The organism is Paenibacillus andongensis (assembly GCF_025369935.1).
GTDB classification, from domain to species: domain Bacteria; phylum Bacillota; class Bacilli; order Paenibacillales; family NBRC-103111; genus Paenibacillus_E; species Paenibacillus_E andongensis.
The window spans coordinates 6498901-6517609 of sequence record NZ_CP104467.1 but is presented as its reverse complement, the minus strand read 5'-3'; the positions used below and the strand labels follow the sequence as shown (position 1 = coordinate 6517609).

28 protein-coding genes are annotated in these 18709 nt (G+C 46.8%); 17 read left to right on the top strand and 11 right to left on the bottom strand.

Annotated features, from left to right (window positions below; all coding sequences use genetic code 11):
• Positions 1-41: 41 nt before the first annotated feature.
• From NYR53_RS29125 to NYR53_RS29105, 5 genes are all read left to right on the top strand, one after another.
• Positions 42-542: a minor capsid protein gene (locus tag NYR53_RS29125; RefSeq protein ID WP_367618589.1), complete on the top strand. Its 501-nt coding sequence runs from the start codon at positions 42-44 to the stop codon at positions 540-542.
• Between the two features lie 16 nt (positions 543-558).
• Positions 559-876 (top strand): hypothetical protein, encoded by a 318-nt coding sequence (locus tag NYR53_RS29120; protein WP_261302547.1) that lies wholly within the window; start codon positions 559-561, stop codon positions 874-876.
• A 137-nt stretch (positions 877-1013) separates the two neighbouring features.
• Positions 1014-1412 carry a phage holin family protein gene (locus NYR53_RS29115; protein ID WP_261302546.1) on the top strand — a complete coding sequence of 133 codons (399 nt, stop codon included), beginning with the start codon at positions 1014-1016 and terminating at the stop codon, positions 1410-1412.
• A complete protein-coding gene (locus NYR53_RS29110; RefSeq protein WP_261302545.1) occupies positions 1409-1840 on the top strand; it encodes a glycoside hydrolase family 73 protein in 432 nt (143 codons plus the stop codon). Before NYR53_RS29115 ends, NYR53_RS29110 begins: the two co-directional genes overlap by 4 nt.
• Positions 1827-1961 (top strand): N-acetylmuramoyl-L-alanine amidase, encoded by a 135-nt coding sequence (locus tag NYR53_RS29105; RefSeq protein WP_261302544.1) that lies wholly within the window; start codon positions 1827-1829, stop codon positions 1959-1961. The genes NYR53_RS29110 and NYR53_RS29105 overlap by 14 nt, the downstream gene beginning before the upstream one ends.
• 296 nt (positions 1962-2257) lie before the next feature.
• On the opposite strand, the gene NYR53_RS29100 is transcribed toward NYR53_RS29105, so the two are convergent.
• On the bottom strand, positions 2258-2932 hold the full coding sequence (locus NYR53_RS29100) for a DNA-binding response regulator (RefSeq protein WP_261302543.1): 675 nt from the start codon (positions 2930-2932) through the stop codon (positions 2258-2260).
• 126 nt (positions 2933-3058) lie between these two features.
• Positions 3059-4342, bottom strand: a complete 1284-nt coding sequence (locus tag NYR53_RS29090; protein WP_367618588.1) for an NAD(P)-binding domain-containing protein — start codon at positions 4340-4342, stop codon at positions 3059-3061.
• Positions 4343-4548: 206 nt separating this feature from the next.
• On the opposite strand from NYR53_RS29090, the gene NYR53_RS29085 reads away from it, so the two are divergent.
• From NYR53_RS29085 to NYR53_RS29055, 7 genes are all read left to right on the top strand, one after another.
• On the top strand, positions 4549-5904 hold the full coding sequence (locus NYR53_RS29085) for a glucose-6-phosphate isomerase (RefSeq protein ID WP_261302542.1): 1356 nt from the start codon (positions 4549-4551) through the stop codon (positions 5902-5904).
• 166 nt (positions 5905-6070) lie between these two features.
• On the top strand, positions 6071-6712 hold the full coding sequence (locus NYR53_RS29080; RefSeq protein WP_261306562.1) for a YigZ family protein: 642 nt from the start codon (positions 6071-6073) through the stop codon (positions 6710-6712).
• Positions 6713-6773: 61 nt separating this feature from the next.
• Entirely contained in the window at positions 6774-7415 is a 642-nt protein-coding gene (locus NYR53_RS29075) for a TetR/AcrR family transcriptional regulator (RefSeq protein ID WP_261302541.1), read from the top strand.
• 112 nt (positions 7416-7527) lie between these two features.
• On the top strand, positions 7528-7752 hold the full coding sequence (locus tag NYR53_RS29070) for a DUF1128 domain-containing protein (RefSeq protein WP_057305055.1): 225 nt from the start codon (positions 7528-7530) through the stop codon (positions 7750-7752).
• 191 nt (positions 7753-7943) lie between these two features.
• The gene (locus tag NYR53_RS29065; protein WP_261302540.1) at positions 7944-8243 is read left to right on the top strand and encodes a hypothetical protein; all 300 of its coding nucleotides are present in this window, start codon (positions 7944-7946) and stop codon (positions 8241-8243) included.
• Between the two features lie 174 nt (positions 8244-8417).
• Positions 8418-8636, top strand: coding sequence for a hypothetical protein (locus tag NYR53_RS29060; protein WP_261302539.1), 219 nt, complete (start codon positions 8418-8420; stop codon positions 8634-8636).
• Between the two features lie 20 nt (positions 8637-8656).
• Positions 8657-8917 (top strand): hypothetical protein, encoded by a 261-nt coding sequence (locus tag NYR53_RS29055; RefSeq protein ID WP_261302538.1) that lies wholly within the window; start codon positions 8657-8659, stop codon positions 8915-8917.
• Positions 8918-8940: 23 nt separating this feature from the next.
• Here NYR53_RS29055 and NYR53_RS29050 read toward each other — a convergent pair whose 3' ends face one another.
• From NYR53_RS29050 to NYR53_RS29020, 7 genes are all read right to left on the bottom strand, one after another.
• Complete coding sequence (locus tag NYR53_RS29050; RefSeq protein ID WP_261302537.1) at positions 8941-9210, bottom strand: hypothetical protein; 270 nt, start codon at positions 9208-9210, stop codon at positions 8941-8943.
• A 92-nt stretch (positions 9211-9302) separates the two neighbouring features.
• Positions 9303-9836, bottom strand: a complete 534-nt coding sequence (locus tag NYR53_RS29045) for a hypothetical protein (protein ID WP_261302536.1) — start codon at positions 9834-9836, stop codon at positions 9303-9305.
• An 8-nt stretch (positions 9837-9844) separates the two neighbouring features.
• Complete coding sequence (locus tag NYR53_RS29040) at positions 9845-10063, bottom strand: hypothetical protein (protein ID WP_261302535.1); 219 nt, start codon at positions 10061-10063, stop codon at positions 9845-9847.
• A gap of 174 nt (positions 10064-10237) precedes the next feature.
• Complete coding sequence (locus tag NYR53_RS29035) at positions 10238-10681, bottom strand: Hsp20/alpha crystallin family protein (protein WP_261302534.1); 444 nt, start codon at positions 10679-10681, stop codon at positions 10238-10240.
• A 99-nt stretch (positions 10682-10780) separates the two neighbouring features.
• Positions 10781-11074, bottom strand: a complete 294-nt coding sequence (locus NYR53_RS29030; RefSeq protein WP_261302533.1) for an alpha/beta-type small acid-soluble spore protein — start codon at positions 11072-11074, stop codon at positions 10781-10783.
• A gap of 20 nt (positions 11075-11094) precedes the next feature.
• Positions 11095-11541, bottom strand: coding sequence for a GtrA family protein (locus tag NYR53_RS29025; protein WP_261302532.1), 447 nt, complete (start codon positions 11539-11541; stop codon positions 11095-11097).
• A gap of 7 nt (positions 11542-11548) precedes the next feature.
• Positions 11549-12571: a glycosyltransferase family 2 protein gene (locus NYR53_RS29020; protein ID WP_261302531.1), complete on the bottom strand. Its 1023-nt coding sequence runs from the start codon at positions 12569-12571 to the stop codon at positions 11549-11551.
• Positions 12572-12777: 206 nt separating this feature from the next.
• Here NYR53_RS29020 and NYR53_RS29015 point away from each other — a divergent pair, with 206 nt between their 5' ends.
• The 3 genes from NYR53_RS29015 to NYR53_RS29000 all read left to right on the top strand — a co-directional run bounded on the left by NYR53_RS29015 (position 12778) and on the right by NYR53_RS29000 (position 15023).
• Entirely contained in the window at positions 12778-14043 is a 1266-nt protein-coding gene (locus tag NYR53_RS29015; RefSeq protein ID WP_261302530.1) for a mannosyltransferase family protein, read from the top strand.
• Between the two features lie 424 nt (positions 14044-14467).
• Positions 14468-14830: a VOC family protein gene (locus NYR53_RS29005; protein ID WP_261302529.1), complete on the top strand. Its 363-nt coding sequence runs from the start codon at positions 14468-14470 to the stop codon at positions 14828-14830.
• Between the two features lie 4 nt (positions 14831-14834).
• A complete protein-coding gene (locus NYR53_RS29000; protein ID WP_261302528.1) occupies positions 14835-15023 on the top strand; it encodes a hypothetical protein in 189 nt (62 codons plus the stop codon).
• Positions 15024-15055: 32 nt separating this feature from the next.
• On the opposite strand, the gene NYR53_RS28995 is transcribed toward NYR53_RS29000, so the two are convergent.
• Positions 15056-15670, bottom strand: a complete 615-nt coding sequence (locus NYR53_RS28995; RefSeq protein WP_261302527.1) for a DUF2087 domain-containing protein — start codon at positions 15668-15670, stop codon at positions 15056-15058.
• Positions 15671-15870: 200 nt separating this feature from the next.
• On the opposite strand from NYR53_RS28995, the gene NYR53_RS28990 reads away from it, so the two are divergent.
• Together NYR53_RS28990 and NYR53_RS28985 are read left to right on the top strand one after the other, a co-directional pair.
• Positions 15871-16509 (top strand): futalosine hydrolase, encoded by a 639-nt coding sequence (locus NYR53_RS28990; protein WP_261302526.1) that lies wholly within the window; start codon positions 15871-15873, stop codon positions 16507-16509.
• Between the two features lies 1 nt (position 16510).
• A complete protein-coding gene (locus tag NYR53_RS28985) occupies positions 16511-17386 on the top strand; it encodes a 1,4-dihydroxy-6-naphtoate synthase (protein WP_261302525.1) in 876 nt (291 codons plus the stop codon).
• Positions 17387-17740: 354 nt separating this feature from the next.
• Here NYR53_RS28985 and NYR53_RS28980 read toward each other — a convergent pair whose 3' ends face one another.
• Positions 17741-18697: a D-2-hydroxyacid dehydrogenase gene (locus NYR53_RS28980; RefSeq protein WP_261302524.1), complete on the bottom strand. Its 957-nt coding sequence runs from the start codon at positions 18695-18697 to the stop codon at positions 17741-17743.
• Between the last annotated feature and the right edge of the window lie 12 nt (positions 18698-18709).

Below are 18709 nucleotides of genomic sequence, written 5' to 3'. Positions count from 1 at the left end.
TTAAGGATTTGTAGTAAGCGGAAAGGAGGTAAGAAAAGTGAATGATTAACATGGCTAATCAACTAGCGCTATATCTTCAGTTTGAAGGTGTGGGAACACTCGGGAGAGACATGTTCGTGGACAGTGTTCCGCAGACCCCTGATGAGGCCATCTGGCTCACCCACGTTGGTGGCAACGCAGAGTTCAAGCTGGACGCGCCGGGTAGCTGGCGCAAGCTGAGCTTACATGTGAGAAGCGCGACATCGGCGGGGGCGCAAGATTACATCTGGAGTACTATGAACAGGCTGCTCAACCCAGTGGACGGTGTCATCGAGGTGGACGGGCAAACCTACACAGTGCAAATTACTACGTTGCCTGCTGTGCAGGACAAGGATGCGGCAGGGAGGTGCATCATAAAATCTGTTCTGATCCTTCGGCAAGTAAAGCCTGTGCAAGAAGCTTGGCTGAAGGCTATATGCGTATTTACGGAAGCGGCTTTAGGCTCGCGCTTTAGGCTCGCAGTGGCGCGTATACCGTGGATTCAACGGTACGTGTCGACCTAGCGTCTCATGGCAGTGTTTGAGCGTACAGAGTGCGTCGGAGTCAAGAGATGCTTGCCACCTTACGAAACAATTCGTTGGGCAGATTGCTGCGAGGTCGGCAAATGAGTATCAGTTGGCCGCTCAATTATTACTGCTGGGACTGGCTGAACAAGCTAAATTACCATTGGGAGGCGTTGGAGGCAGGTGGTTAACGGTGATTAATTCCAGCGCAACGATGCGCTCAGGGGATTTGTACACGGGGATTCTGACCGTTACTTTAACGGGAGCAGCTGCAGCTCCGCAAGGCACGGTACCTCTTATGGCTGGCGTACACACATCAACACAAATTTCATAATTGAGGTTTCTTTTGTCAAAGAGAATTGATGACGGATGGAACTTGGAAAGCCGGGCATCAACGGAGTAATGACTAAGCCAGTGAAGGCGAACTGTCAGTATAGAAAATATTGCATTCATAGAAAGGAGCAAAAACGAATGAATCAAATCGTTTTTAACCTGATTTCAGCTACGTTTGGCGCGCTCGCGACCTATGCCTTTGGCGAGTGGAATGAACTGCTTAGCCTATTTCTCATGGCGATACTCGTCGATTATGTAACGGGCATTGCCGCCTCGATGAAGGAGCAACATGGCCTTAATAGTCAAGTTGGCTACTGGGGCCTTACCCGCAAAGGACTAATGCTTCTCGTCATTATGTTGGCGCATCGCATGGATACTCTGATGGATACAGACTTGATGATGACGGGCGCGATTTATTTTTATTTGGCGAATGAGTTTATTTCAATTACTGAAAATTATGGGCGATTAGGGCTGCCGCTGCCCAGCTTTTTGAAGCAGATGATTCAAGTGCTGCGAGGCAAGGAGGAAGGGTTATGAGCAAAGAAAGCTTTATTGATCAATTAGCTCCAGCTGCACAAGCGGATATGCAGGAGTTTGGTATTTTAGCTAGTGTTACCATCGCGCAGGCTATTCTGGAAAGTGGCTGGGGTCGCTCAACTCCCGGGCAGCTGCAAGTTACGAAAGAATTCATAAACGGCAAGTGGATACAAATTGTAAACGGTTTTCGTGTTTATGACAGTTGGTGCGATAGCGTCAGTGATCATTCGCTGCTGCTTGCTGGCAATCCTAGAAACGCGAATGTGATAAATGAGAGGGACTACAGGTGCGCAAGCCAGGAGCTGCAGCGGGCAGGTTATGCGACGGATCCGCAGTACGCGGTCAAGCTGATTCGAATTATTGAAGGGAGCGAACACACACGTTTTGATCAGATAGAGGAGGAAAGGGGGGGATATGATGAGTTCTGATGATGCGAATAAGATTATTAACTTTTTATTCGCTGCTTGGATGAGCACAGAGGATGCAGAAGCTAGAGTGGAGTTTCACCGTTTGGCAGACGAGCTTAGGAAAGCGTCCGGGCAGCAGTAAGCTGCTGAATGCTCAACAATCTTTGATAATCACCAGTCTACGCTAGTAACTCTTCATCTCGCACCTAAATAAGAGTCCCGTGGGACTCTTATTTAGTCATTTTCTCTTCACCGGAGGAAAATAGAAGCCTCCAAAGGCTCTTATTTACACCAATATTCCAATCTGGCGCCACTTTTTTAACAAATAGAAGTCTCTAGAGGCTTCTATTTTCACTTAAAACCGTGAATTGGTGCAAATAGAAGTCTCCAAAGACTTCTATTCTGGAGCACCAATGCCGTCACCCCTTCTAAATTAGCCTATACGAAATATTTCCGCCCTCCTGGATCCAAAATGTACGAGCGAATTCTCTGCTCCCCACTGACTGGCATTATTATTCCTTTCCTGTGCAGGCTATGAAGCCACTTTCGTGCGTGTTCAACACGGATTCCGAGATGGTCAGCTACTACACGCGGTTTAAGCGGATCAATGGTAATTGCAGCAAGGCTAGCGATTTCTTTTTCCCGATGCGTGAGTGAAGAAAGTGGAGTTTGATCACCATACCATCTCCCCATGATGTTGAGGACGACTTGTTGGCAGCGTCGCGGATGCTGGGTGATATCATCGAGTGAGAACCGAAAAACCTTCCATTCGTCCAGAACCAACTGATTCTGCCGCATCAGGTTATCCCCGAAACGAGTGCGGTCAACATCTCTCGCATGTGGACCATACCCGTCGATCTCGATACAAATCCGATGCGGTGGACGCAAATAAACGAAGTCAACGAACCTTGTGTTGTCTTGAAAATCTCTTACTTCATACTCGGGATGAAGATGGCGAAAATGCCCAATGATGGGCCACCAGATATACTGCATAAATTGTTTTTCAGCATAGCCATGTCCATCTTTTAATCGGCGCAGACGCTCTCCCGTCCGTCGCTTCTCATGATAGCTAACAAAATTTTCATGTTCTCTATGAAAATCTATTGCGTCCAACCTCCCTGGAAAATAAAAATACCGCCTCTCCCAAAAGGGAAAGACGGCATGTTCTTCATGCGTCAGCGTAGATGTAATCTCATCGGTTGAATTCCCCTACAGCTAGGGGCGGGGAAAATATATCTCCTACAGTGCATACTGAATATGATCCTCAATATACTGCTCCAGCTTAATCCGCACATAAGGCGGCAAGGCTGAAAGCATGCAGCCATAACGGAAGTTGCGGCCTTCGGATTCGATGCGAATCACGCGAGCGGTGATGGGCGGCAGCTCCGCTTCCTGCGGGAAGTGGATGACGATGAACATGTCCGGCGCAAGCGGGGCGGCAGATGTGATCTGTAGACCGCTCTCGGACAAGTCGAAGAGGGTGCCGTCGATGTTTTGGCCGGAGAAGGAACCTTCCTGCTCCCATTGGTAAATGGACAGTTTCAGGCTAATGTCCAGCTTCACGCGCGTGTTCCGGCGGCGTTCGCGGCCAGAAAGCGGCGATACCGGTTTCTCGGCAGCAACGACTGGCTCGCTAGGTCGAACGACCTGTTGCCCCATCCATTCTTCATAACACTGGATGACAGAGCTTAAATCTTCTTCACCCAGGCCTTTACTTAGGCCAATTTGAAATAAGTTGGCAGCCGATTGCAGCATAGGAGTCGGCAGTTGGAACTTGCCCGAAATTTCCTGAGCAAGCTGCAAATCCTTCAGCATCAGCTTCAGGGAGAATTGGTTGCTGAAATCGCGATCGATAATCTTATCGCCTTTCAGCTCTACCATCTTGCTGTTCGCTCCGCCGGAGCGAACAATCTCTAAAAATTGAGCAGGATTCACCCCTGCTTTGACCGCTATCGATAAGCCTTCGGCTAAGCCGGCTAAATTAATGCCCACCATCGTGTTGTGGGCAAGCTTGGCGAACGAACCGGAGCCACTCGGCCCGAGGTAAAGTGCTTTGGTACCAAGTGCGAGGAATACATCTTGATGCTCGTCGAACACTTCTTGGCTGCCGCCGACCATGAAAGTAAGTGTGCCTGCTTCGGCAGCTGGTTTACTGCCTGTGACAGGCGCGTCAAGGAAGTCGACGAAATGTGCCGCGAGCTCCTCAGCCAGCTTTTGACTTGTTTGCGGGGAAACGGTACTGGAATCTATAATCGTGAGTGCGGGATGAATGCCACTCAGAATGCCCTGCTCACTGTAGAACGTTTCTAATAGTGAAGCATCATTGCTGAGCATTGTAATCAGAACATCCGAACTGCGAGCTACTTCAGCAGGGCTCAAACCTACTTCGGCACCAAGATGGGCGAGCTCGTCCGCTTTTTCAGCAGTCCGGTTATATACAGTTACCATAAAACCTTTTTGAATAAGGTTAGCAGCCATGGGTTTGCCCATTGTGCCAAGTCCAATAAAGCCGATACGTTTCATGTCCTTCACCTCTTGACTTCATTTTAGCATGGGAATTAATACCTGTGAATTACTTTATAGGGACCTTTGGCCCTCCGACCAAAGTCTCTCCGCTTACGCGATCGCTCATCGTTGAATATCATTTAATATAGGATCGCTTACTTGCTTTTAGACAGGCAAATAAGTATGCTAGGAAAAGGAAAAAAATAGAGATGGAGGCGAACATAGTGAGTAAGAAACTACAATTTGATTACAGTAAAGCACTATCCTTTTTATCCCAGCATGAGGTTGATTATTTGGCGGCTCAAGTGGAGCTAGCTCATGAACAGCTGCATAACAAAACGGGTGCAGGTTCCGATTATTTAGGGTGGGTTGATCTTCCTGAAAATTATAATCGTGAGGAATTCGCTCGTATTCAGGCTTCCGCTAAACAAATTCAATCCGACTCCGAGGCGCTTGTTGTGATCGGTATCGGCGGCTCCTATCTGGGCGCGCGTGCTGCGCTGGAAATGTTGTCTCATTCTTTTTATAATATTTTGCCAAAAGATAAACGTAAGACGCCTGAGATCTATTTCGTAGGAAATAACATCAGTTCTACATATGTTACGCATTTGCTTCAACTGCTTGAAGGCAAAGATTTCTCAGTCAATGTGATCTCGAAGTCCGGTACAACAACAGAGCCAGCGATTGCTTTCCGTATTTTCCGTGAATTGTTAGAGAAGAAATATGGAAAAGAAGCTGCGCGCAAACGTATCTATGCGACAACGGATCAAGAGAAGGGTGCGCTCAAAACACTCGCTACAGCAGAAGGTTACGAAACTTTTGTCATTCCAGATGATGTAGGCGGACGTTATTCGGTATTAACAGCTGTTGGTTTATTGCCAATTGCGACAGCAGGCATTGATGTGGAAGCAATTATGAAAGGCGCGGCGGATGCTCAGCACGAGTTCTCTAATCCGAAGCTAGCCGAGAATCAAGCTTATCAATATGCTGCTGTTCGAAATTCGCTCTACCGCAAAGGGAAAACGATCGAAATTCTCGTCAACTACGAGCCTTCCCTGCATTTCGTATCGGAATGGTGGAAGCAGCTGTTCGGTGAAAGCGAAGGCAAAGATTACAAAGGAATTTATCCAGCATCGGTAGACTTCTCGACGGATTTGCACTCCATGGGTCAGTTCGTTCAAGATGGCAACCGGATTCTGTTTGAAACGGTCATTCAAGTGGATCAAGTGGCTGATCATATTACGATTGGCACAGATCCTGACGATTTGGACGGACTCAACTTCCTGAGCGGGAAAACGATGGATTTCGTGAATAAAAAAGCTTTCCAAGGTACGATGCTTGCTCACACGGACGGTAACGTACCGAACCTGATTGTAACGCTGCCGGATATGACGCCTTACTCCTTCGGATATATGGTGTATTTCTTCGAAAAAGCATGCGGTATCAGCGGTTACCTAATGGGTGTGAATCCTTTTGACCAACCAGGTGTTGAAGCTTATAAAAAGAACATGTTTGCTCTCTTAGGCAAACCGGGTTATGAAAAGGAAAAAGCTGAGCTTGAAGCACGCTTGCAGAATTAATTCATAATGCCAAGCAGGAAACGATCAATCCTATCGGATTGGTCGTTTTTTCCATGGATAATTTCCATTATTTATGTGGTAAATTTTCTTTCTATATTGTCGAAGTCAAAGGATGTGTGTAGAATATAATGAAACAGATGTTTCCTTCTACCAAGAAAGGTCGGCTATGCTAGCACATTTCAAAACTATCCAATCGTACGGATCGTCGGAAATCATCATCAAGAAGTCGCGTTTCATCGGTCATGCCAAACCGGTAGAGTCAGAAGAAGAAGCTACCCAATTTATTGAAGCAATCAAGAAGGAACACAGGTCGGCAACACATAATTGCAGCGCCTATGTCATCGGAGAAAATGATCAGATTCAAAAGCAGTCTGATGATGGGGAACCGAGCGGTACAGCAGGAAAGCCGATTCTGGAAGTGATTAAGCATCAAGGACTTAAGAATATCGTGATTGTCGTTACCCGTTATTTCGGCGGCATCATGCTTGGCGCGGGCGGACTCATTCGAGCTTATACGGATGGAGCCGTGGTAGGCATTGAAGCAGGACAGCCAATTTATAAAGTCAATCATCAGCAAGTGCTGATTGAGGTGGATTATACGTGGTATGGCAAACTCGAGAACGAGCTAAGAAGTCAGGGGATGCTCCTTGGGGACATTCAGTTTACGGATAAAGTGACTGTAGCATGTTATCCTTTGGCAGCGGCAGCAGAAGCATTTATCAACTGGGCAACAGATTTTACACAAGGTCAAGGCATTGTTATTGCAGGAGAGAACGAATACTTGGTTCATAAGAGCTTGCCGGAATAGGCAGGCTCAGGCTACAAGGCACAACTAATTTCATAGAAGCTAAGGATGCGGAGGGATAGGAATGGCTAGGAAGGCAGTCGCGCAAGAGCTTAGCAGAGAACGAATACTTGCGGAAGCGCGGGAATTATTCGCTACTTTTGGCTATCGCGCTTTAACGATGCGCAGCATCGCAAAAGCAATGGGGTACAGCCATGGTGCGTTATATTACCATTTTAATGAGAAAGCTGAACTGTTTTATGCGTTAATTAAGGAAGATTTCTCGGAATTAATACAGCGTCAGCGGGAAATGATTGTTCGTGAGCAAGGGTTTAGCGTGAATCTGCTTCAAAAGTTGATGATGGAATTCGTATGGTTTGGTTTGAACAATCCACATCATTACGAAATGATGTTCATGATTAACGAGCCAGAACTGCAGCAATATTCGCGTACCGAACAAGCTCAATCCTTGGAAATGTTTGCTATTGTCATCCGTAATGTGATGGGCGATCAACCGGGAGCCGAGAGCAGGAAGTTTACGCTTCCTTGGAATTTGTTTATGTCCTTACATGGCCTAATTTCGTATTGTATTCAGTTTAAACAATCCTATGAGGAAGCGCGGAAACTGGCTGAAGAGCACATCCGTCTCATCTGTGTCAGCTTAGATTTAGATTCCTATGAACAACAGCGTCCGCTTGTGACCCTCGTCAGTACAGAATCTGCATAAATCAGTAAACGGATTTCATTTTACAACATCCGATAAGTGCTTTAGAATAACAAAAGGGGAGCTTGCTCCTTAATGTGGCACACGCGCTTAGAGGAAGGAAGAATATAAAGCTATGGATTTGAATATTTGGTCGGAAGAAAACGTGGAATATATGTTTGAAGAAATTAAGAGAAAGCTGCGCATGGCTACCGGTGGGTCGATTAAAGCCTCGAACGTCAAGCAAGAAGTATATGAGGACTTGAAGGACTTGTACGACTTGGTCGTCAGCAAAGAAAATTTCAGCATTAGCGAAATTGATGCGATTACCACAGAGCTGGGTAAGATTCGTAAAGCTTAAGCACTTTTTATCATAAAATTGTCGTTATCTTGGCCTTAGGGCTGGAGATGCGGCAATTTTTTTGCGTTGAACCTTAAGAGGGACAACTGCGTATTTTTACCGGAGAATGGACAGCTATCCAAGCGATGTTACCAACACAGTCGTACACTATAGAGCAATGTATCTCTGTTGGCTGAAGGAGGTGGACGTTCGTGGCATCCAAAATTCGTAAAGACGACGTTCGGAAATTGATCGGGAAAAATATCGTAGCTCTTAAGAAAGACGGTACTAGCGTAACTGGTAAATTGGTGCGGATTAGCGGTAACACGTTGATTGTTGCTCCACAAAAAGGCAAAAAAGTTCAAGTAAAAGCCATTATTCCATTGGTTTTGTTTGATCTGTTAGCGATTGGTACAGCACCTTATGCTTATGGTGGATTTGGATATGGCGGCGGGTTTGGTTATGGCGGTTATCCGTATGGCGGCTTCGGCGGTCCAGGATTCTTCTGGTAAAGGAGGACTCTTTCCCAAAATAGGGAAAGGGTTCTTTTTTTATGGCACCATTTCGGCTCTGGATGAATAGGCTAACATACAAGTCTCCGGCCCAAGTCCCTCAATCTGGGCAGAAGAAGCTGAAGTTATCCAATACAGGGAGTGAGCAGTGTGCCGAGTTCCATCGTTTTTAACATGATTAATATTAATAATCAGAATACGAATGCAACCATCGGGATCGGTGAAAATGCCCAATCCAGCTGGGATTCACACAGCAAAAACAATTACGGAACCGGTCAATGGATCGGCAATTCCGTCTCCGCCAATATTGTAAATTTCATTTATGACAACGACTTTATTGATTCACCAATTAATGATCAGGATTTTAAACCAGCTGTTAATAACCAAGCATAGTTGAATGGTGGGTGAATGCCATGCTGAAATTACCGTGCCCGCTTGAGCCGCCGCTCATTGAATTTGATTCTATCCATGTGAATTCCATCTCCGATGCATCCGGTATCTTTATTGGCACCAATACACAAGTGAATTGGTCGACAAGTGGGAAAGCGAACAACGGACTTGGAGAAATAAACGGTGATTATAATTACGTGCTTTATAATATCAACACAGTTTACGATAATGACATCATCGATGCACCTTATACCAAAGGGGATTTGATCCTTGGCCGTGTATAAAAAAAGAATGCTCCGCAGCTGCTCTAATCAGCAGTTTGTGGAGCATTTGTCATAGGTTCGGCCTGCGGGCTGGCGGGAGCAGGGGGGGAGCCGGATGTCTGAGCCTGATTGGCAATCATCTCCTGCAGCCACTCGGGCGTTTCGTTATCATCGATATTGAGCATATCAATGAAATCGGAGTCGCTCAGCATAGAACGAGTTCCGACTAACTGATTGTTGTCGCCTTCAACAGCGCCAAAGCCTTGAACCGTTTTCTGATTGCTTTGAAAATCGGTCGGCCAATTATTGCCCATATTGAGGCAGGACGCGCTTTGAACTGATCCGATGCGGATTGAGCCGATAATGAACGTTGGGGACATGAAGGAGGACACCTTGTATCACCTCTTTAGGATTTGGACTGTGGCGTGTATTTATAGCCGGTCGAGGTTCGCTCTGTTTTCGGAGCGGCATAAGCTTGTGAAGCAGCATCTACACCTTCAGCAGCTGTATGAGAGCCGGCGGATTTACTTTCTTTTGACACTTGAGCACGTTTAAAAGCTTCATCAACCGGTACACTTTTCTCACTTGGCTTGGCACCGAAATTGTTGCCTAAATTCAAAGAACCGCTCAGTTCCTTGATATCGAGTTGATCCAGCCGAAAGGTTAGGTTTTCTAAAACGGGTTGATGAATATGCAGGGTATCGATATGTATCTTCGGGTGTTTGGCAGTCAGATCAGCTAATTCTTCTTCCAATTTACGAAGACGCCGTTCTAATTGCTGAACATGCTGCTCATGAACGTGAGATATGGCTGCAGTTTTCGCTTCGGATCTAGCTCCAGAACTAGCTTCGGATCTAGCTGGGGGTGTTACTTTCGCATTAGCTGCTTCTGTAGTTGGCTGCGTTTTGGGCGGGGACGTTTTCTTTTTTTGAAACCACATAAGGAATCTCAGCTCTTCCGTGTAGATGGTTTAACATCGAAGGTGTCGCCATCTTGGACCGTATGCTTGCCACCTAGAATAACATTGTGCTCCCCGCTTATTTCCCCGAGCCCCTGATTAATCTTCTCGGAATGACGCCTACCGATGATCCGATTCGTACCCCTATTCACGCTGGATGTTTCCGCGATTCCATCAATATGAATAGATTGAAATTGTATGCGCACCACAGTTAATCCCTCCAATCCTGCATTTCCGAACGATCTCTTTTATTTATATGGGGACAAAGGGAGAATCATTTCTATTTTGCTAAAGATTAATTTTTGGATATGAAAAAGATTACCAACCAATCGGCCAGAAAGGCCGGTTAGAAGGTAATCTTTATTTGGCTTACAGTGTGCTCATTACGTGAACTGTATAGGAATAACTTTCTCTCCATCCGGAGGAGCAAGCGGGATTCGAATGATGAGCAAACCGTTGTGATACTGCGCCCGCATTTGACTGGTCAAAGCGTTACCGGGCAGGCGGAAAACTCTCTCGAATGCACCGAAGTATCGCTCGGACAACCGCATTTGCTCATCGAGTACTTGGTAGGGCCGAACGAGCATCCCGCGCATAAGCAGCGATTGGTCACGGAAAGAAAGCTTAATCTGCTCGGGTGAAGACAATCCGGGAACTTCAGCCACAACAACGAGTTCCTGTGGTGTCTCATACATATCAACTCTTGGCCCGGTTAGCGGGATGATACTGGCAATATCCTGCCAGAATTCGGGGCCCAGCACATCGCCGGCTTGCGCCGACAGCCCTTTCCAATCGGGCTTAGGCGTTCGGTTGCCTGGGGGATTCATCGGCCATCATCACCTGACTTCTACATAGAAAGTAGCGCTGCGAGCAGCTTGCTACTAGTTTATGTGCACCCGCGGCGGAATATGGCTTCTCTCATGAACCTATCGCTGCGGTGGCCGCTGATTCGCGAGCTGCTGCTGCGCCATGCGCACGAGCTCTCGCACCATGGCCCCACCAATCGGTCCGCCGACCTTGCCTGCGTCTTCCGAGCTAAGCTGCCCGTTGTAGCCTTGCTGAAGGGGAACGCCAAGCGTTCGGGCTACTTCGTATTTGACAAGATCAGGTCTTTCGGGGTTAACAGAATACCCCTGATTCTTCATTACTTGCGCCTTGAGCAGTCCCAGGCCGTGCTCCGATCCGGGCACGATGGCCCGGTTGCTTCTTCTTCGTGCCATTAGGCATCACCTCTTGGTGATTAGGATACCCCAGGGTTGTCCGTGCCATGAGTTTGGAATGTAAAATATTTATGTCCCAAATAATTTCCAATCGTATACAAGCCATTCCCAACCAAAATGGCCGCATTGTGCAGCCAATCAACCCTCACGGATGGCATGACGGACATTGCCGCTTCAGCAAGCGCCCAACTTAGACCATAAGAGAGGCCATAACAGCTCAAAATAACAACAGCAAATTTCCACCAACTGCTGCCGACGCTAACCTTGGAACGAAACGTAAATGTTCGATTCAGCGTGTAGCTAACAATAGCGCCTAGGGTATTTCCTGCGAAAGTAGATATCCAATAATTGAGGTGAAACAGATTAAAGAAAGCAAAGCTGGCGGAAAGACCAACCAACGTATTGAACAGGCCGACAAGTAAGAAGCGCGCGAAGCTGCTAGTCAACAAAGTTTTTATCCGGTTCATCGAATCATCACCGGGTAGATCTTACTTGGGTGGATGGCGTATGGACCGCTTCCTGATCCTGTCCAGCTGTTGTCAAATCCTTCTCAATGACGAAAAGCGGACGCTGCTTCACCTCTTTATATATTTTACCTATGTACTCACCGATTAAGCCGAGAGCGAGAAGTTGAACGCCGCCAATGAACCAAACTGAAAGAATAAGCGATGTCCAACCAGTAACGTTCGCTCCGAGGATTTTGCCAACAATTGCGTATAAACCGGCAACGACACTGAGTGCGAATAGGAGGAAACCCATCATGGTTACGAAGCGAATGGGAGTTACACTGAACGATGTGATGCCATCGAAGGCGAATGCGAGCATTTTGCGAAGCGGATATTTGGATTCTCCGGCAAAACGCTCTTTACGGTCGTAATAGACCTGAGTGGATGGGAAGCCGAGTAGAGGCACCATACCGCGCAGAAATAAATTAACCTCTTGAAATTTCTCCAAATTTTCGAGGGTACGCTTACTCATTAAGCGGAAATCGGCATGATTGTAATGAATTTTCACACCAAGCGATGTCATTAACTTATAAAAACCTTGGGCTGTGACTCGCTTGAAAAACGTATCCGCTGAGCGATCCTGACGGATGCCGTAAACGATATCGTATCCTTCATGGAATTTGACGATAAACTCGCGAATGACATTGGTGTCATCTTGCAGATCGGCATCGATGGAAACGACGCAGTCCGAATAGGTCTTGGCTTTCATAAGCCCGGCAAGCAAAGCGCTTTGATGCCCAGCATTTTTCGCTAGCTTAAGCCCCGTAATAAAGGGACTGGAGGCATGGAAGCGCTCGATAAGCGTCCAAGTTGCATCCTTGCTGCCATCGTCGACAAACAGCACTGTGCTTGTGGTGGCAATTAGTTTATCAGAGATGAGAGTTTGTAAAACGTTGGTAAGTTGGAATACTGTTTCTGGGAGTACTTCTTCTTCGTTATAGCAGGGGACCACAATGGTCAAAACGGGATAAACCACAATTCTCGTCTCCATTCTGCAAAGGGGATTAAAAGGAAGATATATGGCTTTCATTATATCGTAATGTATGTAAAATATTAATTTTTAACGAAAATTAAACATTTTTAACCAATAAACGTCCATTTTAATAAGTTCTTTACGAATCCTTAACTTGGTAAAGGAGGAGAAATCAGGTAAATTTACAGAAAAGATAAAAGATGCTCGGATAGGAGAGATGGAGGATGGAACTGCTGCAAGAGAAAGTGCCAAAAAAAGGAAAGATCAATGTGATTCTATCGATTGTCTTACTTGTCATTATTTCTCGTGCACTCATGTTATTTACTGGATATATCGGGATGAATTTGTTCAGTAAATCTTCTCAGGTACCGGTATATGTGCAGAATATCCCAGGCACCTTGTCCCAGTGGACGCTGAAATTTCCTGGAGAACTGGCTTCCACGGAGAAGCTGAAGTTAGAGGATTTTATCAAGTTTGATACGTATTCCTATTTAAAAATTGCCACCCAAGGCTATGATAAGTTCCGGATGGACGAACCACATACTGCTGCCAATTGGGTTTTCTTTCCATTATTCCCGCTGCTTATTTTCTTGCTTGGCAAAATTTTTTGGTTCGAACCCGCGATAGTCGGTATGATTGTTTCGAATCTATGTTTGCTCGGAGCTCTAATTTATATCTATTTTATTGCCCTCCAGCGGGGACTCAGTGAGCGTCAGGCGGGAACTGTACTGTTACTAATTGTGATTTACCCATCGTCGCTTTACTATACCCTACCGTACACAGAGAGTCTATTTCTGCTGCTCTCGGCAGCCTCCATCTATTATGCAGGCAGCAAAAAGTATGCACTCGCCTTTATAGCGGCCAGCTTATCCACCGTAACAAGGGTACCTGGGTTCATCAACCTTGCATTTGTGATGGGTACCGTGTTTATGGACGAAGGGTTCACATGGACCTGGCGCTATCTGAAATGGTCGGTGTATAGCATTTTATCCCTGATCCCAATGGGAATTTATCTTCTACATATGAAAATCATTACCGGTGATTTATTGGCTCCTTTCCATGAGCAGAGCTTGCACTGGTTCCGCTACACAACAATACCATTTATCAATTATGTTGGTTATTTGAAAAAGCCTTACTTCTCCACGCCGGATGGCTGGGATAACGGCTTCATTGCTTTTACCATGTCGACCGCTGTATTTATCGTTTTTGTGAGTTACCTCATTGTTCATTTGAAAAAGCTTTTGACAAATAAGCATGAGCTGCTATTTTTCGTTTATGGCTTGATGCTAATCGTCATCCCATTTTCAAGTCAACCCTTATTTCTCGTAAGCGTCGTACGCTACATGATGGTGAGTATCCCTCTTTATTTCTACTTAGTAAGGTTAACTGAAAAGTGGGAAAATGCCCGAATTTTCTTTATGATGCTGTTTATGATTCTACAGGTTTTCGTGACGATTGGTTTTTTTAATGGGTATTATTTTGTGATTTAAACAGGAGTGAATAACAAAGCGGCTGGAACGTAAAATCATCGTCCCAGCCGCTTATTACTTCATTACCATCCAAATCCGAAAGTACTAAGAACGATAACCAAGAGGATGTATAAAACGAGGACTACAGCTGTTCCAGTATAAGGTACAGCAGGACCGCAACCATAACTCATGTCAATCCCTCCCTTCACAAAATTACTATATGTCATTCAACTAGAGGGCGCTTGGATGAATGCCCTGATTATGACAATTTAATTGGGTAACGTGTCCAATACCTTACGTGTAGCTGCGGAATGAGAGAGTGGATCGAGCAAAGGAAGCAATCGAAGAATTTCGTATTTTTACAAGACGAATAAGGAAAGTTAATGTTATGATTCCAACTGAGACAAGCGTTAAATCAACAAACACAAACAGGGAGGAATCACTCATGATTCAGAAAATAGCAACGGTTGGCATTTATGTGGCGGATCAGCAAAAGGCCAAAACATTTTGGACAGAAAAAGTTGGATTTGAAGTCGTTCGTGAGACGCCAATGGGTCCGGATTCCTTCTGGCTGGAGGTAGCTCCGCAAGGAGCGGAGTCCGCACTAGTCATTTATCCGAAGAGCATGATGAAAAACTTTGCCGAACTTAAGCCTTCTATCGTCTTTGTTACGGATGATATTCAGACGACCTACGCGAACATGAAGTCTAAAGGCGTTGAATTTGAAGGGGAGCTAACCGAGATGCAGTGGGGAACATTTGCCACATTTAAGGATGAGGATGGTAATTCGTTTCTTTTAAAAGGATAAGGACATGAAGGCAAGGACGAGTTCTGGTCGTGTAATCGACGGGGATCGTCCTTTTTTTTCGGTTTGGGGTGAGCGAAACTTACCCCTAAGTGCAGTTTATTTGTTTGACTTGTTGGAAACGGAAAAGATACGGTTTGATGTTGTACGGGATTTTGATCGGACGGGTTCAGGAGATGCCACTGTTCTCTCATAGTTCGCCGTTTTTTTTATAAATCCATTTTTGAATTAGGATAAGTTTTCCCATTTGGCCCACATCTCAACTGGATTGAGTTCGTATATCTCGTTCTCGCGAAACATGAACTGGTGCATGATGAATTCTCGTCGAATCGTTGCGAAATCAGGATGGTAGTTCTTAATAAATGCATTCAGTTCCTTCTCTGTGTAGGTGCGTCCTTTTTCAAGCTGTTCTACTAGATGTTCTAGGATGATAAGTTTTTTCTTGAGCTGCGCAGGGATATGCTTTAGTTTGCCCTCTAAGGTGATAAAGTTTCGAATGACAGATTGCTTGAGGTTCTGATTTCGGTCTTTAAGGTCTTCATCCTTCATCGGTTCTGTCTCTCCTTTCTTATTTTTGAAAATGAGATCAGCCGTCGCGGTGGCATTACTACGAATGAAATACTCATTTAAAGTGAAGTAAATCGTGTTCTTGTCTCTACGCTCATTGATGAGGCTGGCCTCGCGAAGCTTGGCGGCATGATGGGTAATGGTTGCTGGGGTAACTCCCAGTTTCTCGGCCAGAACTTGACCGTTCAGCTCTCCATCGGCAAGTAAAATGAGCATGCGTATACGCGTTGTGTCGGCTAGGGCCTTATGATAGGTAATGATTTTATCTAATTGCATGGCGGGTGCACCTCCTTAAATGTGTTTCTAATTTGATTAACATCTAATTAGATAATAATTAAATTAGTTGGGATTGTCAACTCGATAGAATTGATCAAGACAAGTTGGTCATTCCTTGAAAGTTTCTTATTTGATCATGGTCATGTAAAATAATCGTATATCCGTATGGTTATTTATCTTAAAAGGGGATTGAAACAACGATGCGTGTACTTGTAATGACAGCTGTAGCTCCTGAAAGAGATGCAGTCCAGCGCGGCCTTGGCCATGACAGCAGGTTCGAATTTGCCTTAGCCGGTGTTGGAGTTGCTGCGGCAGCAGTGAATGGAGCGATAGAGCTTGCGAAAGCTGAATATGATTTGATTATTATCGCCGGTATTGCCGGCGGATTTGTAGGGCAAGCGGAGATCGGCTCGCTTGTTGTGGCGAGCGAGATCATTGCGGCTGACCTAGGCGTGGAGCTGCTGGATGGCTTCAGCAGCTTGGACGAGCTTGGCTTCGGCTCGACGCGCGTTGGTGTTGCCGCAGATGCAGCCGAGCGAGTGACGGCGGCGTTGTTAGCCGCTGGTCTGCAGGCGCAGATGGCGCCAGTGCTCACGGTGGCAACGGCCACCGGCACTTCAGCGACAGCGGCCAAGCTGGCTGCGCGCGTGCCTGGAGCGGCTGCCGAAGCCATGGAAGGCTTCGGCATTGCGACAGCTGCGCAGCAGCGCGGCGTGCCTGTGTTGGAGATCCGCGCGATCTCCAACGCGATCGGTCCTCGCGACCGAGACGCTTGGCGTATCGGTGATGCTTTGAAGGCTTTAGAAGCAGCAAGTTCAGTCCTAGCGGAGGTGCTTTAATATGAAGATCGCGTACTCACCTTGTCCGAACGATACATTTGTTTTCCATGCTTGGGCGCATGGATTAATCCCAGGTGCCCCTGAGCTGGATGTCTTATATGCTGACATCGATATTACGAACAAGCTGGCTGCTGAAGGCAGCGGACCGGATGTTCTCAAGATCTCTTATGCAGCATTGCCTTGGGTGCTGAAGGATTACGCACTGCTGCCCTGCGGCGGCGCCTTGGGCAGAGGCTGCGGACCGCTGGTCCTGATGAAACAGAGCGGAGCAGAGGGAACGGCCGGGAGAACGGAAACGGCCGGAACAATGCCGGACCCGGCTATGCTCAGCGGCCGCCGGGTCGCTGTGCCGAGTGAGCGCTCGACCGCGTACTTACTGTTCCGCCTCTGGGCGGCACAGAACGTTCCGGGCGGCGTTGGTGAAATCGTGGTCATGCCGTTCCACGAGATCATGCCCGCCGTGCGGGACGGCCTCATCGACGCCGGCCTCGTCATTCATGAAGCGCGCTTCACTTACCCGTCTTACGGGTTAGCGCTTCTCACAGATCTGGGCAGTTGGTGGGAGTCGGACACCAACCTGCCGATCCCACTGGGCGCCATCATTGCACGGCGCTCCATGGATCTTGAGGCGCTTGCGGGCTGGGCCCGCGCCTCGGTCGAGTACGCGTGGGCGCATCCGGAAGCTTCGCGCGACTACGTCATGGCGCACGCGCAGGAGATGGACCCGCAGGTCGCGCAGCAGCACATCGACCTGTACGTGAACGAGTTCACCGCTGATCTAGGAGAGAGCGGCTATGGCGCCGTCTTGACCTTGCTCCAGCGGGCTGCCGAGGAAGGGCTTGTGCCGCAGATGGATTATGCGGCATTGCTGAAATAATTAAAACCGCTTAAGTGTACTGACACTTAAGCGGTCAAATATCAAGGCTGTGGACACCCACTAGACAAAGCAAAGCCCGAGGGAAAGCATCCCCGGGCTTTTTATTCTTACCGCCAGTACTACCCATAATACAATGACATTATTTTTGCTTCTTCTTTTTTCTGCTACCATGATTTGGTTTGTTATCATTTTGATCTTTAGCGTGATTTTCTTGTTGTTGGTCGTGTGTTGACATGACATTAGCCCACCTATCTGGTCGTTTAATTTGTAACAACAATAGTGTGCGCCTTATTGAGCGATATACACCATATATTTTATGGATATTTTATCGGGTTCAACTCACTCACCTACACGCTACCCAATCACATTCACCGGACGCCCATCTAGATAAGCACGCACATTCCCTATCGCCGTATCCATCAGCCTAGCTCTTGCTTCTTTAGTAGCCCACGCAATATGAGGGGTAATGATCACATTTTTCGCATGCAGCAAAGGATTGTCCGGCTGAGGTGGTTCTACGGATAGCACATCGAGACCAGCGCCTGCTAGTCTGCCTTCGTTCAAAGCATGAGCGACATCCTTCTCATTGAGCAGTCCACCTCGTGCTGTATTGATTAAAATAGCCGTCGGTTTCATCTGAGCTATCCGATTAGCATCTATCAGTTGATTCGTTGCCGGTGTCAGCGGACAGTGAAGACTAACGACATCAGAGTGCTGCAGCAGCTCGTCGATTTGCACCCACTCGATCCCCTCAACAGGTTGAGGGACATTTCTTCCGTTGCCAGTTGCGATAACCCTCATTCCCATTGCCTGCGCAATCAAAGCGGTTTGTTTGCCGATTTGTCCAAGACCAATCAGTCCCATGGTTTGGCCACTTAGTTCGACAAGCGGAGATCGGGTGTAACTGAAGTCAATCGACTCAGACCAATCCCCATTAAGTACGCTGTCACTATGCTGCTGCACCCGATGGCAAAACTCCAATAATAAAGCAAAGACCAGCTGAGCAACAGAATGCGTGCTGTAAGCAGGAACGTTAGCGACAATGATGCCATTCTCCTTGGCTGCCTGAATATCAACGATATTGTATCCGGTCGCAAGTACGCCGATATAGCGAAGCTTAGGCAATTGTTGAATCATCTGAGCGGATAGCGGGGTTTTATTCGTCAATATAATCTCTGCATCAGTAGCGCGCTCAAGGATCTGTGACTCAGCAGTGCGATCATAGACAACAAGCTCGCCAAGCGATTTTAAACTGTTCCAGTCCAGATCGCCGGGATTTAGTGTGTAGCCATCAAGCACAACGATTTGCATCTCTTATCTCTC